Genomic DNA, 22586 nt, shown 5'->3' with positions numbered 1-22586 from the left:
AATTCATAAAGCACGTTTATTTATTAATCTTAGTCATCTAGTGTGAGTTTCATGCAAAATTAAATAACCATTACAAATGAAACGTGAACAAACTGTGAACACGATAAATTTGGCGCCAAAATGTACAATTTTTTGCTAGTAAAAGAAATTGATAGCTTGTATAATAGAAACTAAGCATATTAAAAAGGGGAGACACTCATGTACTTAAAACAAAAAACGGTTAGCGCTGCGCTAGTATTTGGACTAACATTTTCAACTATAAGTCCTGTATTCGCTGATGAAGCGGTATCCGATCAAGGTTCACAACAAAAAGCTGGTTGGGAATTTAATGATGTGGCGGCAAAACAAAATGTTCAAGTAACACAAGGGTACCATATAATTCCAGCTGACTTTGTACAAATCTACAACCAAGCGCGTGGTCCTGTTCTAACTTACAAAGATGGCGTAGCCGCGAAGAATGACGAAATCGGTACTTTTGAAACAACAATTACTGTTACTTACAGAGATGGGACGACAAAGGACATCACGGTTAGTTATACTGTTATTGCAGATCCGAGTGTGACACCTGATCCAGATCCTGTTCAACCAGAACCTGAAGCACCAGTAACACCTAATCCAGAACCTGAAACGCCAGTCACTCCTGATCCTGTAGAGCCAGTGAAACCTGACCCAGAAACCCCGGCAAAACCGGATCCAGAGAAACCCGTGAAGCCTAATCCAGAAAAACCAGTAACTCCAGGGCCTGAAAAACCGGATCCAGAAAAGATCGATCCAAAACCAGAAACAACAGTTCTTGCTACAGCAAAAAACAATGTTACTCTCGAACTAAATGATTCATCAGCAACACCGAGTGCTTTTGTTACATCTGCTGACAGTGTGAGACTTTCATTCAAAACACAGCCCGTAACAGATAAACTTGGTGCTCAATCCGTACAAATTTTAGCATCAAATGGTTCAACGACACAGACAATAACTGTTGCTTACACAGTTGTCGACACAACGAAACCTTTTATCAGCCAAGACGATGATGTTTTCTATGTGTGGCCAGGTGAGGAATGGTCAGCGGAAGAACTTGTAAATGCAACGGACAACTCTGGCTATGTCAAAGTATATTTCCAAAATGGAGCTAAATACTTAGACACAGCGAATGTTGGTGCCAATAGCACAGTTATCGTAGCTGAAGATTCTAGCGGTAACGTTTCTACACTTAATTTCCAATATGAAGTTATTTCGGTTATGGGCATCATGCTTTATTCTGCCCCTTCTGTTAACTTCGATATGAGTACAGATACAGATATTTATGGTGGGACAGAGCCTGATACAACACTTTTCGTAATTACGGAGGAAAGTGAAGAGGTTCTTGCTGAAACACGCGTAGACTATTCTGGTAGCTATCATGCAGTTCTTGATCGTCCGCTACAACCAGGTGAAACTGCTTATCTAATTGCAGTTGATGATAATGGTGGTGTCAGTGACGTGACGCATTACACTTACGGAACAAAACAAGTTCAAGAAGTGAAATCGGCTACTATCTCTAAAACACCAGCAAATGAACAAACAGAGCAGACACAAGTGGCCGCTGGAACTGAAATTGTTCCTGCCAGAGTAGATGAGTTACCAAAAACAGGAGACTCTAATACAAACGGATTTGTTGCTTTCGGTCTACTAATTTCTGCAACAGCACTATTATATTTAAGAAAACGTTAAACTTCGGAGAGAGACGCAAATTAAATTTTGTGTCTCTTTTTTTATGCAACTATTAGCTAAAACCACAAAAAAGATACAATCATAACTTAAAAAAACACATTATTTCTGCGTTCACGAACGAAAATCCTATATTCACGACAAAATATTTTTCTGACAACTATCTATACTCTAAGAACCAAAAATATTATAAAAGGGAGTACGTTATTTATGGGGACATTTCTGCTTTTAATTGGATTTTTCGGTTTTTTCTATGCACTTATTATGCTTATTTTAGGATTTTTTATCCGCGGAAAAAAAATCTTTCGCCCAAAGCTTAATCTACTTATTTTAGCGGGTACATTTATACTGTTTATAGCTGGAGGAAGTATGCTACCCACAGTGCAAACTATCGCAAAGCAACAGTCTGAGGTAAAAAGCGAAGAAATACAAAAAAAGAAAGAGGTAGAAAAACAACAAGCAGCCCAGAAAAAAATTAAAAAAAAGAACAGGCGAAAGTCAAAAAGGAGCAAGAAAAACTCAAAAAAGAGCAGGCAGAGTTAGCTGAAAAGCAAGCTGAACAACAACAAAAAGCTCAAGCGGAGGAGCAGAAAAAAGAGCAGGAACAGTTAACAAAAAGAAAAAAGCCGTTGCCGAACAAAAAGCTAAAGATTTGAAAATTCAGCAAAAGCAACAGGCAAAATTAGCCGAAGAAAAGCGAGCAGCCTTAATTGCAGAGAAAGAAAAAGAAACTGAAGAGGCACAAAAAGAAAAGGAAAAAAATGCAACAGCAACAAGAGCGCGAAAAAAAAAGAAGCTGAGTCGAAGCAAGCCTCTCCTCCAGCAAATAATGGTGACAGTAGTAACAGCGGAGGAAATCAATATGTCGATTCTAGTGGCCAAGGCACTATTAAAGGAAGCGTCAACGGTATCTATCACCTTCCCGGTGGAGCGTATTACAATCGCACCAAGAAGGTTGTAGCTTGGTTCAAAACACCAGCAGAAGCAGAGGCTGCTGGATATCGAGCATCGGAGCGCTAACACACGGTTTAGCAGTAATGTAAATAAGCAGGTATCACGACTCTTTTTAGAGTGGGACGTGAATCCTGCTTATTTTAATTTAGCTACCCTGCTAACTTCCCAAAATTCTCTCTTGTCCGCTGTAAACACTGAACTCATCCCCTCGGATAAACCCAACAGCTGTGATATTAAGCTCACGCGCCATTTCTATCGCAAGTTCTGTAGGTGCTGAGCGTGATAAAATAATGCCACAGCCTATTTTTGCTGTTTTCACTAAAATCTCTGATGAAATCCTGCCACTAAAAATAATAGCCTTATCTGTCATCCCAATGTCAGCTTTCAAGCAATGACCATAAATTTTATCTAACGCATTGTGCCGACCAATATCCATTCTGGCACAAATTAGCTCATCTCGACTACAAAGCGCCGCATTATGCACGCCTCCCGTTTTTCGAAAGGTGTCTGAGTCTGCTTCAAATCGTGACATCAAATCAAAAATTTCCACTGGGCGCAAGACTAAATCCGTTTCATTTCGTGTCTCTACAAGAGAAGCATCCGATTGAAAATAGAAATTTTCCCGTGATTTACCACAGCAAGATGTAATGTAACGCTTCGCGCGGTACTTGGCGTTAAATTTATTCACAAAATTTGCTGTCACCTTCGCATGGCCTGTCGTCTCAATAATCTCCACTCGGTCAATATCTGCCACACCTCGCACAATACCCTCTGAGGTCAGAAAACCAACAACAAGATCCTCTGCGTATTCTGGGGTGCAAACAATCGTCACTAATTCTGCCTCGTTCACATAAATCGTCAGCGGGTATTCCACAGCAACCGTCGCGACATCCTCGAACATATGCCCATCCTTAAATCGACGAATCCCAATCCCAGCAGTCGTTTCCATCATTTTCCCACCTAACAAAATTAAATTTTACATATAAACAAAATGGACATCTATCCTATCTTTTCAGGGAAGACGTCCATTCTGCTTGAAAAAAAACGAGCGAGAAGCATATATCGCATGCATGCTCTCTAATGGCCTGAGAACACGCCTGCTTTTATTTCAATTCCTGTCCAACGCCTTTTAGAAATGCCAGACCATAACGCAATGCCCGGTTCACATCAGGATCCTTCATCGCTCTTGCCAAACCAAAAAGTCCCAGCGTCGTATCATCTTTCAAACTCTCATTCGCCTTTGCCTGCGCGTTTGCAAGTCCAGCCAACAATTGCTCCGTCTGCTCTGGCTTCGTCTCCGTCAATAATTTACTTGATATCATCAAATTATTAATCGCATTCGTCGCTGGTTCCTTACGAGCTTCATTCAAAAATGTTGTCGCAATATCTTCTTTCGCTTTCAAAGCACTGTTCAACATCTCCAGCGCCCCAGCCTGATGCAGCGACTTCACTAACTCTAAAATTTCCATGAATGCCACATCGTCCGTTGCAATCTGGTCTTTTATCGCCGTCATTTTATCCTGATTTATCTGTTCTTCCGTCTTTTCCACACGGCGAATCTTAGAAATCGGTTCTGCCATCACACTTCACTCCCTTTCTTACACGCACAATTTCCACCACAAGCACAGTTATGCTTCGAGATCGGTTTGTAATCATCACGTGCCCACTTGCGTTCAATCTCCACACCATTTTGTGGGAACCTCGCCGCATTTCGTGGATTATGTTTTGGTAGCGGATTTTCGCCACATTTTTGTAATACTTCTAAGTTTACCTTCGTTTGTTTGTAGGCCGGCGTCTTCGTCCGCACATCTCCAGCACTTGACGTCAGCAAGTTAACCGCGGTTTCATGGCTGACCGAGTGCATCGGCAAATAAACTTCATTTTCGCGAACTCGATCTGTTACAACCGCGTGCACTTTAATATGACCATATGGCGATGTCAAACGTACAAGCGAACCATCTTCCACACCACGTTTTTGGGCCAATTCCTTTGATACCTCAACAAAAACTTCCGGTAATTTATAATCCAAGCCCTTCGTTTTATGCGTCAAATTCCCTTCATGAAACTGCTCCAACAAACGACCATTATTCAACGTTAAATCGAATTCTTTTGGGAACTCAATTGGGGCAATGTAGGGCAACACAGAAAATTTCGCTTTACCATCTGGGAAATTAAAACGCTCCTCATAAAGTAGTGGCATATCCACACCATCCGCTGAAACCGGCCAAACAAGGCTATCAAACCCTTCCATCCGATCATAGCTAACACCTGCAAAGAATGGTGCAAGACTCGCAATCTCATCCATAATCTCACTCGGATGCGCGAAGTTCCAATTACCACCACAAGCATTCGCTACCTCTTGAATAATCCACCAATCCGGTTTCGAATCACCGAGTGGCTCCAACACTTCATACAAACGTTGCACACGGCGCTCTGTATTCGTAAACGTTCCTTCTTTTTCGAGCGAAGGCGATGCTGGTAAAACAACATCAGCAAATTGCGCTGTCTTCGATAAAAAGACATCCTGAACAACAAAGAAATCAAGTTTTGCAAGTGTATCTTGCACATGATTCGTATTCGAATCCACCCAAGCCATCTCTTCACCAATCAAATACATCGCTTTAAGCGTCCCCGCCTCAATTGCATCTAGCATTTCATTATTTTTAAGACCCGGCACTTCCGAAATTTCTACACCATATGCTTCGGAGAACCGAGCACGAACTTCTGGATTCAAAATCGACTGCACGCCCGGCAATACGTTTGGCAAGGATCCCATATCACAAGCTCCTTGGACGTTATTATGCCCACGAAGCGGATACGCGCCCGCACCATGACGACCAAAGTTTCCCGTCACAAGCAACAAGTTAGAAATCGCCGCCGACGTATGCGAGCCCGCAATATTTTGCGTCACACCCATACCCCAACAAATCGCCGTCCCATCAGCCTCATGCACCATTTGTGCCACATTTCGAAGCGTCTCAATCGATAGCCCCGTCTCTTTTTCCGCATACTCAAGCGTAAATGGCTCCAAGAACGTCATGTAATCCGCCACATTGGAAATACGCGCTTCCATAAACGGCGCATCATGCCAGCCCATATCAATCATATACTTCGCAACCGCCGTCAACCATACGAAATCCGTACCTTGCTTCGGACGAATAAACAAGTCAGCGCGCTCCGCCATCTCATGTTTCCGCAAATCCGAAACCATCAATTTCTGACCATTCAACTTCTGCGCGCGCTTCATGCGACTAGCAAGAACAGGATGCCCATCCGCCGGCGAACAACCGACCAAAATAACAAGCCCAGCCGTCTCAATATCCTCTGCAGTTCCTGAATCCGCCCCAATTCCGACCGTATTCGTTAAACCATCCGATGCTGGCGCCTGGCAATACCGCGAACAATTATCCACATTATTCGTCTCAAACACTTGGCGCGACAGTTTTTGCATCAAATAATTCTCTTCATTCGTCGTCTTAGAAGAAGAAATAAAACCTAGCGAATCATTGCCAAACTCATCGCGCAAACTACCTAAACGCTCTGCAATAAACGAGATAGCTTCCTGCCACGATGCTTCAACAAACTCATCACCTTGACGAATGAGCGGTGACGTCAAACGTTGCTTACTATTCACGAAATCCCAGCCAAATTTACCTTTTACACACGTCGCAAATTTGTTCACAGGACCTTCACCAGTTGGCTCTACTTTCAAAATTTGACGGCCTTTCGTCCAAACTTCAAACGAACATCCCACCCCGCAGAACGTACACACTGTTTTCGTTTTCTTCGTCCGCGTATCCCGCATCGACTTTTCCATTTCAGACAACGCGAAAACCGTCTGATACGGTGGCTCCACTTTTTTAACCATATCAATCATTGGCTCCAGGACTTCCTCACCAATTCCTGTCATAAACCCAGCTTGACCGAGCATCGATTTCTCCATCATCGCATTACAAGGACAGACCGTTGAACAAAGCCCACACGACACGCATGAAGACATATTCGCTGGACGATCATCATCCCAAATAACTCGAGGCTGCGGACGATCCCAATCAATCGAAAGCGTCTCGTTCACCTGTACACTTTGACACGCTTCAACACAACGCCCACAAAGAATACACTGATCCGGATCATAGCGGTAGAATGGATGCGAGAAGTCATTCATATAGCCCTTCTCACGGAATGGTCGTTCCTGCGAATCCACTTCAAGCAGTTCCGCCGTATTATGTACCCGACAATTCCCATTATTATTATCGCAAACCGTACAATACAACATATGGTTCTCCAAAATCCGGTCCATCGCCTCGAGTTGAGCCTCTTTCGCCTTTTCCGAATCTAATTTAATCTCCATTGCATCCTTAAAATCCGTACTACACGCCCGCATCAATTCACCATTAACCTCGCACATACACGTATCACAAGACTGAATCGCACCCATTTGCTTACTATAACAAATATGCGGATGATGCACACCTTCATCATTCAAATAATCTAAAATTCGCGTTCCTTCTTCCACGTCATGCGCCTTGCCGTTAATCTTCACCGTGACTTTCACCTTCGCACTCATCCAAAAATCCCTCCTTGAAAACTAAAAACTCGTACTCTTCTAAGAAAACCATTAGGAAGCGTTTCCATGCACCCACTATTATATCAGTTATTGTGAAAATTGAATAGTAAAAGCTCTATTGATAATCGTTCTCAATCATTATTTCATGCCTTTCCAGAGCCACTTATAAGATTGTGAATTTTTATCGTGAATCAAAAAAATTGGAAAATAATTCTTTCTATTCATTATATCATAACTTAAATTTTTTTCTATTTACATAAATTATGGGTTGACTCACCACGACAATCCATGTTAATATTCAGTATAGATTACAAATGTAGTCTACGGAAAGGAGGCTCACTGTTGGAACACTTACCTAAAATATCGGAAGCTGAATTAGCAGTTATACAAGTTATCTGGAAACAATCACCAATGACAGCCGGTGAAATAATTCAAGCCCTAGAAAAGGAACACGATTGGAGTCCTAAAACAATACGCACACTACTCAACAGACTAGTGCAAAAAGAAGCTATTTCCTCTTATCAAGAAAAAGGAAAACTGCACACGTACACCGCATTAGTATCGCAAGAAGACTATATGCAAAGCGAAACAAAATCTCTATTGAACCGCTTTTACGGCGCAGCCTTTAAACCGTTACTCGTCAACTTTATAAAAGAGGAAAAACTGTCGGCAGAAGATATTGATGAATTAAAGCAACTCTTAGATGATAAAACTGAGTCCAGCCACAGAAAGGATAAATAGTTATGTTCTATACGCTATGGCACACGTATCTTCCGTCTATTTTTGACTGGGTCATAGAAACTTCTATTTTGGCAAGCGTGCTAGTCGTTTTTATTCTATGCATCAAATTCTTATTAAAAAATTGGCTAACCCCTCAATGGAAGTACGCATTATGGCTAATTCTTGTGGTGCGACTTGTGCTCCCCTGGTTTCCAGAAAGCTCATTTAGCATCTATTCCATACTACCGATAAAGCATGAGCAAGCGCCAATTGTTAGCCAGGAGATTACAACGACTGCACCCGAAGTCATAGAGGCGATACCTAGAGTAATAGAGGATCTGCCCGCTGAGAACAACGTATATACTATCTTCTTATTTATTTGGATACTAGGAATTGCTATTACCGGAATATTCATAATATTGATAAACAGACGGTTATATCAATATATAAGTAAGCAACCATTAATAACTGAAAAAAGAGTTTTAAATATTTATCGTAATTGTAAGAAAGATATGTCCATAAAAAAAGATATTCCATTACATTATTCTGGAAAAATTTCGAGTCCCACCCTATTCGGGATTGGTAAACCTAGAATTTTACTTGATGAAAAACACGTGAAGCATCTAGACGACAATCAACTGAAATACATTTTTTATCATGAGTTATCCCATTATAAAAGAAAAGACATTAACATTAATCTACTGATGAACTGCCTGCTTGTTATCCATTGGTTCAACCCTGTTCTTTGGTACGCTAATCGTGCTCTGCGTGAAGATCAAGAAATGGCCTGTGATAGTTTAGCTCTAACGTTTATTAATCAAAAAGAAAGAGTAGCTTATGGGCATACCATTATTACACTAGTAGAACAATATTCTACGTATTACCAGCCATCCACACTGGCACATTTCAGTAAAAATAAAATTAAATTAAAGAGGAGAATCCTAATGATTAAAAAATTCAATACAAAGTCAAAACTTCTAACTGCAGTAGGTTTCATTGCTATTTTGGGAGTATCCGCGTTCTCTCTAGTAGACGTAAAAGCTGAGACAACAGAAGCACAAAAGCAAGAAATAGCCGATAGAATGAAAAAAGAAGAGCTCGCAAAACAAAATGCCACAGATAACGTGACAGACACTGAGGCTGACAAACAAATGGCTGCTGCTTACGAAGAGAAGAAGAGACAAATGGCTGAGGAAAATGCCGCTAATAAAGCTGCAGAATCAGATCTTGACAGAAAAATGGCTGCTGCAACTGAAGAAAAGAAAAAACAAATGGCTGAGGAAAATGCCGCTAATAAAGCTGCAGAATCAGACCTTGACAGAAAAATGGCTGCTGCAACTGAAGAAAAGAAAAAACAAATGGCACAAGAAAACGCAAAAAAATAAGTCAAACAGAGGATGCTCCCCATCTAATGTTCACCCCAGAAGTCAGACTAACAATCTAACTTTTGGGGTATTTTATTATCAAAAAATGTATCACTTTTCTGACCATCGTAAAACATCCTGATTCATCAATACAATCTCCTCATGCTCTCCCACATCCGTAATAAAAAGCAATGATGGAATCCGCTCTGCTGTTGAAAAACGGTGATTATCTGGATACTCCGACTCAATTGTATTGTCATACTGAATCCTTTCCAAACTATCAATCTTATACGACAATTGATCAGAAATAAGCAGTCCCTTCCCATCATAGCTTGCCTTAATCCCAGCATCCTTCTCGTTTAGCAACACCGATTTTTTCAACTGTGTGTCGTACAAATATAACCCTTCCGTCGTCCCATCTTTAAAGTAAGCCAGCAAGTGCTCATTGATTGGCTTCAGATTACTATACGCTACGCCCAGATTATGTATTTCATAATTCCCATTCCGTAAATCATAGCCCTTCAAATGTCCTTTTCCTTGCCGAGTATCCCGATACCACATTTTATGCTCTGAAAAAGCTAGAACCGTTCCTTTCGCCCCAATTTCATCAATCTGCTGCTCTTCACCAGTTTTCAAATCATAAGACTTAATACGATCAACCTTTCCATGAGACTCCAGCCGATAAAGCCTATGACCAATCACATGAAAATCGAAATAAGAATTCCAATCATCTCCATGCCACTTTTTAACCACCTTTTCCTGCTCAATATCATAAACCATCGTGCGCGTCTCATAATCCGCGTCCGATTCCACCCACCCAAGATAAGCCTCATTTCCAAAAGTCTCCGAAATCCCACCCATACCAAACTTCCTCTTTTCAGTTCCAGGCACAATCTCTATTTCCCCACTCTTTTTATCAATCGCATAAACAGCCTTTGCAATATTGTAACTATCTGTATCCCCCTCTGCATCTATCAATGTATAAATTTTATCCCGTGTATCCACCGTCGAGTAAAAACTAACTCCATCCTCACCAATAAACCGCGTTCTATCTTTTTCCTTTACCACCTGTACACGTGTAACATTATTGTCTTTCACCGTTTTATAAATCACAAATCCTGCACCTGCAATTAACAGACAAGCCGCTATAGCAATAATTCCTTTCACTTTCTTACCCATCACTTCCTCCTAACATGCCATATTATTAACCATGCCAAAGCTCCCAGCAACGGTCCTACAAACATAACAGCAACCCAGACCACATCCAACCACATGGTTGGCACCGAACAACCATCTGTCCCACACGCCGTCCGCTCCAAACCAAATCGCTGAATAGAATCCACATATCCCATCAGCCGAATTCCGAAAAATAATACCCAAACTATAAAGATACCAAGCGCAAAAAGCACGACTTTCAAATAGTTACCTTTCATCAAGTTCCTCATTCCCTCACAATTTTAAAAATATACTTATCGTCAATCTGCCCGGGATATGTTTCTATAACCGCTACTTTTTCATCTAAATATATGCTTAGCTTATCGCCTTTTTTAATCTCTGTAGCCTCTATCGGCTCCCCATTCGCATCAAAAATATTATTACTATTATGCAACACCAGCTTACCCATACTCAGCTCTGGTCCCCTGCCTGTATACAACTTCAAACGATACACATAAAGCGACGTTCCTCCATCTTCATAAGCTTCTCCATGATACAAATTAAAATCATCTTCCGTTTTCTCAGGTGTATACTTCACATTCGGCTCATCACTTGTTGGTGAATATGGCGTAAACAGTACATCCTGTCCCTTTTCAATAAAAAGATACTGATATACAATATCCGCCGAATCCCCGCGTACTTTGAAACTTTTCACATAGCTCCCACTTTTCTGCCAATCCCATACAAATTTTTCTTCATAAATATCCTTACTTGGCACGCCCTGCTTCATCACAAACACATCAATTGCTTTTTGTGCATAGGCTTTCGTATAATAGTGCTTCCCAACAAAGAAAACACTTACACTCAAAGCTAGCACCAACAACATCCAACTATATCTATTTCTCACCTAATCGCTCCACAACTTCACGAATTTTCCATAACTTATTCTAAAAGTACCACAAACCAAAATTCCAAACAACACCAAGTCACCTATCTTTAAGAAAAATTTAGATTTCAATTTTTGATACCGCAAACCCTTCCCGCACCTCCCCTCACAAAACAATTATCTTGCCCAAACGCAACATTTTTAGGGAAACACCCTTGACACAAAAAAACATCGATGCTAACCTAGGAAGTGTCAAGAACAATAATAATTATCACGCAAGCTTGCAAAACTGCTTTATCTGCGTCAAATTCAGCCCGTTCCTCCAAACCTCAGCATGCCTACAAATACTTAGTTGCTAGGCAAAAGCGAGTACCGGAGCGGAATGTACGACTTGTACATGAGCACCGGAACGGAGCTTTTAACGACGCAAATGAGTGTTTGTAGGCATGCTGACCTGTACAGTGAGGCTCCTATGTGAACATATGCCACTGCCCAAAAATGTCCAAAGACGCCAATGGGTAGAACAGGGATTGTCGGATTAAGGCTTTCCATAACGTGGCTAAGAATTCAGTTTCTTTACGTTGCATAGTGCCAAAACTTTAGCGAGGGGAATCATGTGTTTTTTGAGGCGCATAAAAATTCTGAATCTCTGCCAAAGTCACTAGACAGGCAGGGATTTTTTGTGTGTAATCAAGGATGAAATGAAAATTCCGCTGTTATGTTTATTATTGTCAAATTAAAAAGAACGGAGGTGGAGTAAAATGCCACAATTTTTAGAGGATGATCCCGAAGAACCCGAATCATTGAACTTACGACCGAACTGGGACGGCTTTTACTTCACCAGAAAACGAATAAAGCCGTGACGGTTCGAAACCGAAACGGAGGATTTAACCATGAATAAAGCACTAAACAAATTACGCAATGAACAAGAGGTAAACCGTGCACTATTACAAGATTCCACATCCAATAAAGACGCAAGCATGGCCAAATACAAAACGACAACGCAAGGTTTGAACGAACCAGAAGTACACAAACGGCGCACGAAGTTTGGCAGAAACATCACAGCAGAACAAAAGCCAACGCCATGGTACATCAACCTAGCGAAAGCGTTCCACAATCCATTCATTTATATTCTGGCCTTTCTTATGGTCGTTTCCTATCTGACCGCGGATATCGAGGCAACGATTATTATGTCTCTGATGATTCTATTCAGTGTCATTCTGAGCTTTGTCCAATCTATGCGTGCTCAAAAAGCGAGCCTTTCTTTAAAAAAATATGATTGAAAATACGACCGCAATTATTCGTAACGGAATGCAAAAAGAAATTCCGATTGCCGATGTCGTTCCCGGTGACATCGTTGTCCTTTCAACTGGCGATATTATCCCCGCAGACTCCCGAATAATCGAAGCGAAGGATCTGTTTATCAATCAATCTCCGCTCACAGGGGAATCCATCCCTGTGGAAAAATTCGCCGAAGCTACAGAAAAAAATCTTAGCATTTTTGAACGTGACAATTTGGCATTTATGGGAACAGATGTTATTAGTGGCCAAGGTAAGGCGCTTATTCTAAAAACTGGCGATAACACCATTTTTGGCTCCCTCTCTCAAGAGGCGCTCGCCAAACGTGATGAAACCAGTTTTGATAAAGGCGTTAAGTCGATTTCAAAACTACTGATGTACCTCATGCTCGTTATGGTTCCAATCGTTTTTCTAATTAATGGGATTATGAAAGGCAACTGGACCGAAGCATTTCTATTCGCCGTAGCTGTTGCTGTAGGTCTGACACCAGAAATGTTGCCTATGATTGTCAACACTAACCTCGCAAAAGGCGCCACTCGGATGGCTAAAAAGAAAGTCATCATTAAAGAGCTGAGCGCGATTCAAAACTTAGGTGCGATGGACGTTCTTTGTACCGACAAAACCGGAACGCTGACCAAAGATAAAGTCGAACTCATTGAACATATTGATACAACTGGCGAAACTTCCAATAAAGTATTAGCACTCGCCTTCCAAAATAGCCACTTCCAAACAGGGTGGAAAAACATTATGGATCACGCCATCATTTCACACATGGAAAAAATCGGTGACAGCGCGCGGTTCACAATACCAGAAAAAATCGATGAAATTCCGTTTGACTTTGCCCGTCGTCGCCTTAGCGTCATTTTGCGAAAAAAAAAATAGCATCGAAATGATTACTAAAGGCGCGATTACCGAGATGTTCGATGTTTGCTCTCAACTCGAAGAAAATGGTGCCGTCATGCCGCTAACTGATACAATCAAGAAACGCCTGCACATCCAGTGCGAACAAATGAATCGAAGCGGAATGCGTGTTATTGCCATCGCCACAAAAACGAAGACAGAGAAAGAATCGTTCTCCGTCATCGATGAACAAAATATGACATTGATTGGTTTCCTCGGATTCTTAGATCCTGCCAAGCCGTCCGCAAAACCCGCGATTGCCTCATTACACAATCATGGAGTTACTGTAAAGGTTCTTACAGGCGACAATGAGATTGTAGCGCAGACCATTTGTAACCAAGTTGGTATTCCATCCGATAAGTTTCTACTAGGCTCAGATATCGACTTTATGTATGACGATGAGCTAACCGAAGCAACTAGAACGCATCACATTTTCGCAAAACTCACACCAACTCAGAAATCGCGCATCATTCATCTACTGCGAAAAGATGGGCACACAGTTGGTTTTATGGGCGATGGAATCAATGACGCCCCAGCATTGCGTAAAGCAGATGTTGGTATCTCCGTTGATACTGCCGCCGATATAACCAAGGACGCAAGCTCCGTTATTCTACTCGAAAAGAGTTTAACGATTCTAAACGACGCCGTAACGGAAGGTCGAAACGTCTTCGGAAATATTCTAAAATACATGAAAATGACAGCCAGCTCCAATTTTGGAAACGTGTTTAGCGTTCTAGTAGCCAGCGCTTTTCTGCCGTTTTTACCAATGTTATCGATTCACCTACTCCTGCAAAATCTCATGTATGACGTATCTCAAATGACACTCCCATGGGATAAAATGGACGAATCTTTCTTGAAAAAGCCACGGAAATGGGATAGAAAAAATATGTTACGCTTCATTCTTTTAATTGGTCCAGTTAGCTCGATTTTTGACATTCTTACGTTCGCTCTCATGTGGTTCGTCTTTAGCGCCAATACTATCGCAGAACAGGCATTATTCCAAAGTGGCTGGTTCGTTGTCGGCCTACTCACACAAACGCTCGTCGTTCACATGATTCGTACAGAAAAAATCCCATTCATCCAGAGTCGAGCAGCCGCTCCGGTGATGATTTCCACTCTTATTGTGATGGGTATAGGTATTATCATTCCATTCACATCGTTTGGTCATAACATTGGACTCGTCAACCTCCCACTCAGCTACTTTCCATGGCTCATAGCGATTCTCGTTGGCTACATGATAACCGTTCAAATCGCCAAAAAAACTCTACATCAAGAAATTCAACGATTGGATTTAAGTTGATGTTTACAAAACGAAACCGTATCATCGTTATCGCTTATCTCGCCACAGGAATCTGGAGTTGCCTGATGATATACAGCGCCAGCTATGCATCTGCAGGCAATCGCTATGCCGTATCCAGCGAACATTTCGCCATTCGGCAAGCCATCTTTTACACGATTGGGCTTGCATGCCTATTCTTCTTTGCCAAATTAAAAACAACACCTTTTTGCACGAAAAAAACGATGAAATTAGCAGGTGGCATCACTGTCTTCCTGCTAATTCTTGTCCTACTCACCGGCACCACAACAAACAATGCCCAGCGCTGGATTCAGTTCGGTAGCGCAACACTACAACCTACGGAACTCGTTAAAATGCTTCTCATCATTGTTACGGGAAACTTCATCGTGCACTACTTCAAGCAAATGACACAATCCAATCGCGTCACTTACTTACTCGTTATCTATGTTCTATTTTGCGCTGGACTCATTATTTTGCAACCAGATTTAGGTACAAGCTTCATCGTTCTATGTATTTTTGCTGCGCAACTACTAACATCTGGACTAACAGCGCGTAGACTTGGGCAAATCGGATTCACTATTATCCTATTTACCATATTAAGTCTAGGCACCGTCTACTTGCTTCATCCCGATTTTTTCAGTCAAGCCCGGCTCGGTCGTTTCGCCTTCCTTAATCCATTCAGTGAAGCAAACCTCGACGCCTCCTATCAGCTCAGAAACGGCTACTACGCGATTGCAGACGGTGGCATATTTGGCAAAGGGTTCGGACAAAGCATCCAAAAACTCGGATTCCTGCCAGAATCCCATACCGATTTTATTAGTGCCATCATTGCAGAGGAACTCGGTATCATCGGCATTCTTATCAGCCTAAGCCTCATCCTATTTTTCATCGGAAAAGCCTTTCACATCGCACTCCGCAGTCATTCTGCATTCGATGCATCCATCTGTATCGGCTTTGCGACATGGATTGCCGTCCAAGCCATCCTTAATCTCGGTGGCGTCAGTGGTCTCATCCCCCTCACTGGTGTTCCGCTACCATTTATTAGCTTTGGCGGTACATCTACTATCACATTATCATGCGGCGTTGGATTTCTAATTAGCGCCGAACGCCAAATAACCCTCACAGAAAGAAGGAATACCTATGCAAACCAACAATAGAATCCGTGAAAGCCTAGTTGTCATTGCCTGTCTACTCTCCATGATTAGCTGCCTCGCAATTTTCATGGCTCAACAAACGAACCAATACAATACCAACTTCTTTCGCATGCAAGTCATTTTCATTATTGTTGGATTTATCGTAGTGTTCCTACTCTCCAAATTCGACATGACCTTCGTACGCGCCAACATTCTTTGGGTCTATCTCGCGATGCTTATCCTGCTCGCTGGCATCCTCATACCAAACCCACTCGTGCCAAAAATTAATGGCGCAACACGTTGGTATCAGTTAGCTGGATTTTCCTTGCAACCATCTGAAATTGCCAAATCGATGTTTATCGTTGTCATTGCACATTTTGCAGCAAAATATGAACGCATCATCTGGAAACAAATTCTCATCACATGGTCCCTTGCCGGCATCGTCCTCCTTTTAATCATGAAACAACCCGACCTAGGTACCACCATCGTCTATTTCGTCAGCGCCTTCACCATCAGTATCATAGCTCTAAAATCGACTAAACTCATCATCGCCATCCTAACATCACTTGTCGTAGTAGTCACTGGCGGCCTTTATCTCGTCGTCTATCACGTCTCTCTACTCGAAAAAATTGGCTTCAAAAGCTACCAGTTCCGGCGCGTCAACACGTGGCTCGACCCTGCAAGCGATCCTAATTCTTTCTATCAAGTGGATCGCTCTTTAAAAGCAATTGGCTCTGGTACCATGTCCGGTAGCAACGCATCATCCGTTTACATCCCAGAAAGCCATACAGACATGATTTTCAGCACTATTGGCAATCAATTTGGTTTCATAGGTGCCAGCTTACTGCTCATCCTGTTCATGCTCTTCATCCACCAACTCATCATCGCCGCATTGCATATGAAAAACAGTTTTTCCACATACGTCATCGCTGGTTTCGCCATGATGTTCGCCTTCAATATTTTCCAGAATATCGCGATGACCATTGGCCTTATGCCACTAACTGGGATTCCGCTACCTTTCATCAGTTACGGTGGCAGTTCAACACTTGGCAATATGATTGCGCTCGGCGTCATTCTCGCCGTCATCAAAAATGATGATGCAAGCTTAGGCCACTCCTAGGAAATTCGCTATTTATCCTCATCCGGAATTTTTTCAATACGTCCAAGGAAAAGAGTGATTGATAGAATCCCGATCAACATCACGACGCCTGCCACAACAAAAGCAATTGAAAAACTGCCTGTCGCACCAACAATAAATCCTGTCACGATTGGAGCCGCTATTGCCGTCAAATTCCCAACAAAGTTCATGAAACCACCCACAGTACCAACCGAACCATTAGGCGCTAGAATCGATGGCATCGACCAATTAATCGTAGATGCAATACAAATCCCTGACACAGCAATACTAAAGAAAATAATTGCCGTCTGCGTATCCTTCGTCGTGGCAGCACCGATAACCGCGAGCCCGAGTAACATCCCAATCGTCAAAAATAATTTCCGAACCTTTGATGGATCAAACCCTTTCTTAATCAGAAAATCAACAAAAAGTCCGCCAACCAAAACGCTAGACAAGGCTCCACAAGCCCATGGAATCGCCGTATATAAGCCCGATTTCATAATATCCAAATGAAGCTCCCGCATTAAATAATTGGGCAGCCAAGTCAAAAATAAAAAGAACGAATAATTATATGCCGCAGCACCAATCGCAAGCGCCCACAATTTACGCTGTCTCATCAAATAGAACAAACCACTGCCTTCACCTGGTGCCACTTGTTTTTGAACATCCCCCGATTGAATGTAGTTCAGCTCCTCCTCTGAAAGACGCGGATGTTCCTCGGGGTCGCGATAAAGCATCCAAAACCACACACAGTAAACAATACTAATAAGCGCTGTTACAATGAATGCCTCACGCCAACCCCATTTTGCAATAATAAAAGCAACCATCGGCACACCAATCACGTTCGAAAGCTTCGAAGACATATCAAACATCGCTGTCGCAAACCCGCGTTCCTTGAGCGGAAACCAGTAACCAGTTGCCTTCGAAGCTGCACTAAATGCTGGGGCTTCCGCTACACCAAGTGATAGCCTCAAAATAAATAATGGCAGTAATCCACTAATAAAAGCCGTCAGTCCTGTCGCGAAAACCCACACAACCGAACAAATCCGGTTCAACCACTTCACACCAACCCTATCTAATACAACGCCCATCGGAATCTGCATCAATGCATATGTCCAAGAAAATGACGACAACAAAATGCCAAACATAGCAGGTGAAATACTAAGTTCATCCATCAAGACTTGGCCTGCCACCGTTAAATTAATCCGATCAAAATAATTCACCAAACATCCAAATCCGAGTAACAAACCAATCCAATATCTAAATTTTTTCTTTGTTGTGACAACTTTACCTAATTCTATCCGTTGCTCCATCCTTTTCCCCCCGATGCCTTAAAATACTATATGAAGCCTCTTTTCGAAAAAAATTTTCTATGAGGCTCCTTATTTATAAGCTCTTATGCAATAACGTCAATACTTGGCGGAGCTCATCCACTGGAACTTGCCCTGGCGCGGAAGCCTTTCTTGCCGCTCCAAAAGTCAATGCCGATCCAAAGATTTCTCCAGCTAAACGTGAAATAACGCCCGCTCCCGCCATTGACATTGTCACAATCGGACGGTTCGCATACTGCTCGCGCATCCGGTTCGTTGCACTGAGTAATGTTAACACATCCGTCTCCGATTGCGGCATCACAGCAATTTTAGGTAGGTCTGCATCAAACTCTTGCATCTTAACAAGTCTCGCCACAATCTCATCCTCGCTTGGAGTCTTCTCAAAATCATGATTTGACATAATTATCTTCGCCCCTGCATTATGCACAGCTTTAACAAGCGCGACAACTTCTGCATCACCCGTAAATAACTCGACATCCACCATATCAACCATGCCAGTCTCCGCAACCTCTAAGTTCAATGTCACATAGTCCACCAACGATAACGCACGCTCACCGCCCTCTTTTGCACTACGGAACGTAAAAATAAGCGGTATATTATTTAAAATGCTACGAATATCACGCAAAGTCTCCTTCACTTTCGCAATATCTTCCACATCCTCATAAAAATCCACCCGCCATTCCACAATGTCTAAGTCAATTCCTACTAACATTTGTGCTTCCTCTAATAATTGCGCCGCCGTTTTGCTGACCATTGGCACACAAATACTCGGCATGCCTTCCCCGATGACAATATCCCTCACAATAACACGCTTCATACCTGATCACCCTTCACTTTAAAATATCAATGCTTTAATATCATCCACTGGCATCTCTTCTCCAGTCCAAATTTCAAACGCCTTCGCACCTTGCCATAACATCATGCCAAGCCCATTCACCGTTTTGCATCCAACGCCTTCCGCCATTTCTAACAATTGCGTTTTCGCTGGAACATAAACCACATCCGACACAATCAAACCTGGTCGAAAATATGATGTATCCGGTACAACACTTTGACCAACAAGTGGTTCCATACCAACCGAAGTCGCATTGATAAATATAACACTACTCGCGATTTCACCTCGCAGCGATTCCAAATCAGCCAAATCAAATAATTGTGCCTTACAAGCCGTTTTTGCGTTAATATCAAGCACTAGCTGTTTCGCACGCTCATAAAACGCATCCTGACGATTAAAAATCGAAATCTCTTTCACTCCATCAAGCGCCGCCTGAATACAAATCGCTGTTGCAGCACCACCCGCACCTGCAATCGTTATTTTGTCGCCAATAATATCAATGCCCTCTTCCATAAGAGCACGCATATACCCTGTTCCATCCGTAATATGCCCAGTCAAAATTCCATCCTCATTTACAATCGTGTTCACTGCACCAGCCAATTTCGCAGCAGGAGACAGAGCATCTAAGTAATCACGCACCAACACTTTATTTGGCATCGTCACATTACAACCGCGAATCCCCATCGCCCGATACCCCTTTAGAACATCCTCTAATTGCTCTGTTCCAACATCAAACGCCAAATAAACATAATCTAACCCCAATCTAGTAAACGCTTCATTGTGCATTTTAGGAGATAAACTATGAGAAATCGGCGTGCCTAGTAATCCAATCAACTGCGTCTTTCCCGAAATTCGCTCTGTCATTTTCCAAAACATCCTTCCTTATTATGTATCACTAACCCAAATATCCCTTTGTCAGCAAAGTCAGTAAATTCATCCAACTCCACAATCATACCAGAAATGGAGTCCCCTTTTCCACTATTTTTTTCGCTTACACCCCAACAAAGGCACCAACTCCGTATGTCACAAGCATCGTCAACATCCCAACTAGCATGTTTCGCAAAACTGCATTTCGCTTTGGTGCCTCCCCTAAATAAGCACTAATGTAGCCCGTCAGTGCAAGTGCGATCAAAACCGCGATAAAAGTCCATGCAATTCGAGCATCTGTAGGTAGAAGTAATATCGTAAGTAATGGTAAAACTGCTCCTACGGCAAAAGAAAATAAAGATGATAAGGCTGCCTGCCAAGGATTCGCATAGTCATTCAACTGAAGGCCAAGCTCAGCTTCCGAATGCGCAGCCAGAGCATCCTTTTCCATCAATTGAGTCGCAACCTGCTTTGCTAAGTCTTTGGATAGCCCTTTTTCAATATAAATATCCGCGAGTTCCTCAAGTTCACCATCATAATCATTTGCCAATTCTGCTTTTTCCTTATTAATAACAGCCTTTTCGGTATCTTTTTGCGTGCTAACTGAAACATATTCTCCGCCCGCCATCGATAAAGCACCCGCCACAAGACCTGCAATCCCTGCAATAAAAATGGTCCTAACTTCCGTCGTTGCCCCAGCAACACCAATAACAATACCAGCTACTGATACTATTCCATCATTCGCGCCTAAAACACCTGCACGAAGAATATTTAATTTCTGACTCATTGTTGAATTTTTCAAATGCGCACCTCCTTATCTTATACATCATTATATCTAACTACATAGCTTTAAACAAGATAGTTAACAGCGTACAAAAAAAGACTCATCGATAAAAATCGATAAGTCTTTTTTGACATATGTAAAATCATGAATAAGGGTTGCCCCCCATTCACAACAAAAAAAAAGCCTGCGCTTCTCCCTACACCAATTGTGAGAGAGAAGACACACAGAGCTAGACAAGACAGCGAGCCGCTTATCGTAACACTCCACTTGCTTTAACACATGAATTATACTAATTCAATGATAACCATTGGTGCGCCATCACCGCGACGAGGACCTTTTTTCAAGATGCGAGTATATCCGCCTTGACGTTCCGCGTAACGTGGAGCAACATCATCAAATAATTTTTGCAAAGCGTAAACTGGACGATTTTTTGTCACAGTGTTACCATCTTTATCTTTCACTTCTTTTTGTACCACGTTAACAACTTCGTGGCGTACAAAAGCAGCTGCTTGACGACGAGAGTGCAAGTCTCCTTTTTTACCAGAAGTAATCAATTTTTCAACGATTGAACGAATCTCTTTTGCTTTCGCTTCTGTTGTTTCGATACGTTCGAAAACGATTAAATCAGTCGCTAGATCACGTAGCAATGCTTTACGTTGCGATTTAGTACGACCTAATTTTCTGTAACCCATGGAATTCCCTCCTTCACAAAGTAAAAATTAATTTTCGTTTCGTAAACCTAAGCCAAGATCAGACAGTTTCACTTTTACTTCTTCTAAAGATTTACGACCCAAGTTACGAACTTTCATCATATCATCCTCAGATTTGTCAGCTAATTCCTGTACTGTATTGATTCCAGCGCGTTTCAAACAGTTGTAAGAACGAACAGATAAGTCCAATTCTTCAATTGTCATCTCAAGCACTTTCTCTTTATGGCTTTCTTCTTTTTCAATCATGATTTCTGCTTTTTGGGCTTCATCTGTTAAGTCAACAAAAATATTTAAATGCTCTGTAAGAATTTTTGCTCCCAAGGAAACAGCTTCTTCAGGGCTAATACTTCCATCAGTTAAAACATCAAAAGTAAGCTTATCATAATTCGTGGATTGTCCAACACGTGTTGTTTCCACTTGATAGTTAACACGGATAACCGGGCTAAAAATCGAGTCTACTGGTAACACACCGATTGGCATATTTTCACGTTTATTTTGATCCGCAGGTGTATAACCACGACCACGTGCCGCATTCAGGCGAACATGGAATTTTGCGTTATCACTAAGCGTACAAATGTGAAGATCTGGATTCAGAATTTCAACATCGCTATCATAGTTAATATCGCCGGCAGTTACAACGCCTGGGCCTTGCATATCAATTTCCAAAGTTTTGTCATCTTCGGCATACACTTTAAGTGCAAGTTTCTTGATATTTAAAATCATGCTTGTTACATCTTCTACTACACCTTCGATTACAGAAAACTCATGTAACGCTCCATCGATTTGGATAGATGTCACTGCAGCACCAGGAAGAGAAGATAACAGAATACGACGTAAGGAGTTACCCAAAGTTGTACCATATCCACGCTCTAGTGGCTCTACAACAAACTTTCCATACTTGGCATCATCGCTGATCTCAATCGTCTCGATTTTCGGTTTTTCAATTTCGATCATTCAAATTTA

20 protein-coding genes, 1 pseudogene and 1 riboswitch are annotated in these 22586 nt (G+C 41.9%); of the genes and pseudogenes, 9 read left to right on the top strand and 12 right to left on the bottom strand.

Going from position 1 to position 22586, the window contains the following annotated elements; all coding sequences use genetic code 11:
* The first annotated feature begins 198 nt into the window (after positions 1-198).
* The 4 genes from PROCOU_RS08565 to PROCOU_RS19475 all read left to right on the top strand — a co-directional run bounded on the left by PROCOU_RS08565 (position 199) and on the right by PROCOU_RS19475 (position 2724).
* Positions 199-1707 (top strand): LPXTG cell wall anchor domain-containing protein, encoded by a 1509-nt coding sequence (locus PROCOU_RS08565; protein ID WP_036071436.1) that lies wholly within the window; start codon positions 199-201, stop codon positions 1705-1707.
* 207 nt (positions 1708-1914) lie between these two features.
* Positions 1915-2247, top strand: coding sequence for a hypothetical protein (locus PROCOU_RS08560; RefSeq protein WP_036071434.1), 333 nt, complete (start codon positions 1915-1917; stop codon positions 2245-2247).
* Positions 2248-2356: 109 nt separating this feature from the next.
* Positions 2357-2665: a hypothetical protein gene (locus PROCOU_RS08555; protein WP_036071432.1), complete on the top strand. Its 309-nt coding sequence runs from the start codon at positions 2357-2359 to the stop codon at positions 2663-2665.
* On the top strand, positions 2614-2724 hold the full coding sequence (locus tag PROCOU_RS19475; protein WP_482796763.1) for a sunset domain-containing protein: 111 nt from the start codon (positions 2614-2616) through the stop codon (positions 2722-2724). The genes PROCOU_RS08555 and PROCOU_RS19475 overlap by 52 nt, the downstream gene beginning before the upstream one ends.
* Positions 2725-2815: 91 nt before the next feature.
* Here the strand turns inward: PROCOU_RS19475 and fdhD are convergent, their stop codons facing one another.
* From fdhD to fdhF, 3 genes are all read right to left on the bottom strand, one after another.
* Entirely contained in the window at positions 2816-3607 is a 792-nt protein-coding gene (gene fdhD / locus PROCOU_RS08550) for a formate dehydrogenase accessory sulfurtransferase FdhD (RefSeq protein WP_036071430.1), read from the bottom strand.
* Between the two features lie 154 nt (positions 3608-3761).
* A complete protein-coding gene (locus PROCOU_RS08545) occupies positions 3762-4238 on the bottom strand; it encodes a helical membrane plugin domain-containing protein (protein WP_036071427.1) in 477 nt (158 codons plus the stop codon).
* Entirely contained in the window at positions 4238-7225 is a 2988-nt protein-coding gene (gene fdhF / locus PROCOU_RS08540) for a formate dehydrogenase subunit alpha (RefSeq protein ID WP_036071424.1), read from the bottom strand. Before fdhF ends, PROCOU_RS08545 begins: the two co-directional genes overlap by 1 nt.
* A gap of 342 nt (positions 7226-7567) precedes the next feature.
* On the opposite strand from fdhF, the gene PROCOU_RS08535 reads away from it, so the two are divergent.
* Entirely contained in the window at positions 7568-7966 is a 399-nt protein-coding gene (locus PROCOU_RS08535; protein ID WP_036071421.1) for a BlaI/MecI/CopY family transcriptional regulator, read from the top strand.
* 2 nt (positions 7967-7968) lie between these two features.
* Positions 7969-9330, top strand: a complete 1362-nt coding sequence (locus PROCOU_RS08530) for a M56 family metallopeptidase (RefSeq protein ID WP_051994293.1) — start codon at positions 7969-7971, stop codon at positions 9328-9330.
* A gap of 90 nt (positions 9331-9420) precedes the next feature.
* On the opposite strand, the gene PROCOU_RS08525 is transcribed toward PROCOU_RS08530, so the two are convergent.
* The 3 genes from PROCOU_RS08525 to PROCOU_RS08515 are packed head-to-tail and all read right to left on the bottom strand — an operon-like array spanning position 9421 to position 11371.
* The gene (locus tag PROCOU_RS08525; protein WP_036071418.1) at positions 9421-10488 is read right to left on the bottom strand and encodes a hypothetical protein; all 1068 of its coding nucleotides are present in this window, start codon (positions 10486-10488) and stop codon (positions 9421-9423) included.
* Positions 10488-10742, bottom strand: coding sequence for a hypothetical protein (locus tag PROCOU_RS08520; RefSeq protein ID WP_036071416.1), 255 nt, complete (start codon positions 10740-10742; stop codon positions 10488-10490). Before PROCOU_RS08520 ends, PROCOU_RS08525 begins: the two co-directional genes overlap by 1 nt.
* A gap of 8 nt (positions 10743-10750) precedes the next feature.
* A complete protein-coding gene (locus PROCOU_RS08515) occupies positions 10751-11371 on the bottom strand; it encodes a DUF3139 domain-containing protein (RefSeq protein WP_133620834.1) in 621 nt (206 codons plus the stop codon).
* A gap of 425 nt (positions 11372-11796) precedes the next feature.
* Positions 11797-11966, top strand: a riboswitch (M-box (ykoK) riboswitch).
* 277 nt (positions 11967-12243) lie between these two features.
* Between PROCOU_RS08515 and mgtA the strand changes: the two are divergent.
* The 3 genes and pseudogenes from mgtA (at position 12244) to PROCOU_RS08500 (ending at position 17099) form a co-directional block, all read left to right on the top strand.
* Positions 12244-14844, top strand: a pseudogene (gene mgtA, locus PROCOU_RS19060) (magnesium-translocating P-type ATPase).
* A 4-nt stretch (positions 14845-14848) separates the two neighbouring features.
* Positions 14849-16003 (top strand): FtsW/RodA/SpoVE family cell cycle protein, encoded by a 1155-nt coding sequence (locus PROCOU_RS08505; RefSeq protein ID WP_036071410.1) that lies wholly within the window; start codon positions 14849-14851, stop codon positions 16001-16003.
* Positions 15987-17099, top strand: a complete 1113-nt coding sequence (locus PROCOU_RS08500; protein WP_036071407.1) for an FtsW/RodA/SpoVE family cell cycle protein — start codon at positions 15987-15989, stop codon at positions 17097-17099. The genes PROCOU_RS08505 and PROCOU_RS08500 overlap by 17 nt, the downstream gene beginning before the upstream one ends.
* A gap of 8 nt (positions 17100-17107) precedes the next feature.
* Here the strand turns inward: PROCOU_RS08500 and PROCOU_RS08495 are convergent, their stop codons facing one another.
* The 6 genes from PROCOU_RS08495 to PROCOU_RS08470 form a co-directional block, all read right to left on the bottom strand.
* The gene (locus tag PROCOU_RS08495) at positions 17108-18409 is read right to left on the bottom strand and encodes an MFS transporter (protein WP_051994292.1); all 1302 of its coding nucleotides are present in this window, start codon (positions 18407-18409) and stop codon (positions 17108-17110) included.
* A 73-nt stretch (positions 18410-18482) separates the two neighbouring features.
* Positions 18483-19244: a type I 3-dehydroquinate dehydratase gene (gene aroD / locus PROCOU_RS08490; protein WP_036071406.1), complete on the bottom strand. Its 762-nt coding sequence runs from the start codon at positions 19242-19244 to the stop codon at positions 18483-18485.
* A gap of 18 nt (positions 19245-19262) precedes the next feature.
* Positions 19263-20138, bottom strand: a complete 876-nt coding sequence (locus PROCOU_RS08485) for a shikimate dehydrogenase (protein ID WP_133620830.1) — start codon at positions 20136-20138, stop codon at positions 19263-19265.
* Positions 20139-20253: 115 nt separating this feature from the next.
* The gene (locus PROCOU_RS08480; protein ID WP_243832129.1) at positions 20254-20931 is read right to left on the bottom strand and encodes a VIT1/CCC1 transporter family protein; all 678 of its coding nucleotides are present in this window, start codon (positions 20929-20931) and stop codon (positions 20254-20256) included.
* A 266-nt stretch (positions 20932-21197) separates the two neighbouring features.
* Complete coding sequence (gene rplQ / locus PROCOU_RS08475) at positions 21198-21605, bottom strand: 50S ribosomal protein L17 (RefSeq protein WP_036065525.1); 408 nt, start codon at positions 21603-21605, stop codon at positions 21198-21200.
* Between the two features lie 27 nt (positions 21606-21632).
* Entirely contained in the window at positions 21633-22577 is a 945-nt protein-coding gene (locus PROCOU_RS08470; protein ID WP_036071402.1) for a DNA-directed RNA polymerase subunit alpha, read from the bottom strand.
* Between the last annotated feature and the right edge of the window lie 9 nt (positions 22578-22586).

The sequence above is a fragment of the Listeria rocourtiae FSL F6-920 genome (assembly GCF_000525975.1).
Taxonomy (GTDB): domain Bacteria; phylum Bacillota; class Bacilli; order Lactobacillales; family Listeriaceae; genus Listeria_A; species Listeria_A rocourtiae.
The sequence above is the reverse complement of the archived record's forward strand: the minus strand, read 5'-3'. Positions and strand labels throughout refer to the sequence as shown.

Excerpts from the sequence above, each read along its gene's own strand:
- PROCOU_RS08565 (WP_036071436.1), top strand. The coding sequence starts at position 199 with ATGTACTTAAAACAAAAAACGGTTAGCGCTGCGCTAGTATTTGGACTA.
- PROCOU_RS08500 (WP_036071407.1), top strand. The coding sequence starts at position 15,987 with ATGCAAACCAACAATAGAATCCGTGAAAGCCTAGTTGTCATTGCCTGT.
- PROCOU_RS08495 (WP_051994292.1), bottom strand. The coding sequence starts at position 18,409 with ATGGAGCAACGGATAGAATTAGGTAAAGTTGTCACAACAAAGAAAAAA.
- aroD (WP_036071406.1), bottom strand. The coding sequence starts at position 19,244 with ATGAAGCGTGTTATTGTGAGGGATATTGTCATCGGGGAAGGCATGCCG.
- fdhF (WP_036071424.1), bottom strand. The coding sequence starts at position 7,225 with ATGAGTGCGAAGGTGAAAGTCACGGTGAAGATTAACGGCAAGGCGCAT.
- PROCOU_RS08525 (WP_036071418.1), bottom strand. The coding sequence starts at position 10,488 with ATGGGTAAGAAAGTGAAAGGAATTATTGCTATAGCGGCTTGTCTGTTA.
- PROCOU_RS08545 (WP_036071427.1), bottom strand. The coding sequence starts at position 4,238 with ATGGCAGAACCGATTTCTAAGATTCGCCGTGTGGAAAAGACGGAAGAA.
- PROCOU_RS08505 (WP_036071410.1), top strand. The coding sequence starts at position 14,849 with ATGTTTACAAAACGAAACCGTATCATCGTTATCGCTTATCTCGCCACA.
- PROCOU_RS08560 (WP_036071434.1), top strand. The coding sequence starts at position 1,915 with ATGGGGACATTTCTGCTTTTAATTGGATTTTTCGGTTTTTTCTATGCA.
- rplQ (WP_036065525.1), bottom strand. The coding sequence starts at position 21,605 with ATGGGTTACAGAAAATTAGGTCGTACTAAATCGCAACGTAAAGCATTG.
- PROCOU_RS08530 (WP_051994293.1), top strand. The coding sequence starts at position 7,969 with ATGTTCTATACGCTATGGCACACGTATCTTCCGTCTATTTTTGACTGG.
- PROCOU_RS08470 (WP_036071402.1), bottom strand. The coding sequence starts at position 22,577 with ATGATCGAAATTGAAAAACCGAAAATCGAGACGATTGAGATCAGCGAT.
- PROCOU_RS08520 (WP_036071416.1), bottom strand. The coding sequence starts at position 10,742 with ATGAAAGGTAACTATTTGAAAGTCGTGCTTTTTGCGCTTGGTATCTTT.
- PROCOU_RS08485 (WP_133620830.1), bottom strand. The coding sequence starts at position 20,138 with ATGTTTTGGAAAATGACAGAGCGAATTTCGGGAAAGACGCAGTTGATT.
- fdhD (WP_036071430.1), bottom strand. The coding sequence starts at position 3,607 with ATGGAAACGACTGCTGGGATTGGGATTCGTCGATTTAAGGATGGGCAT.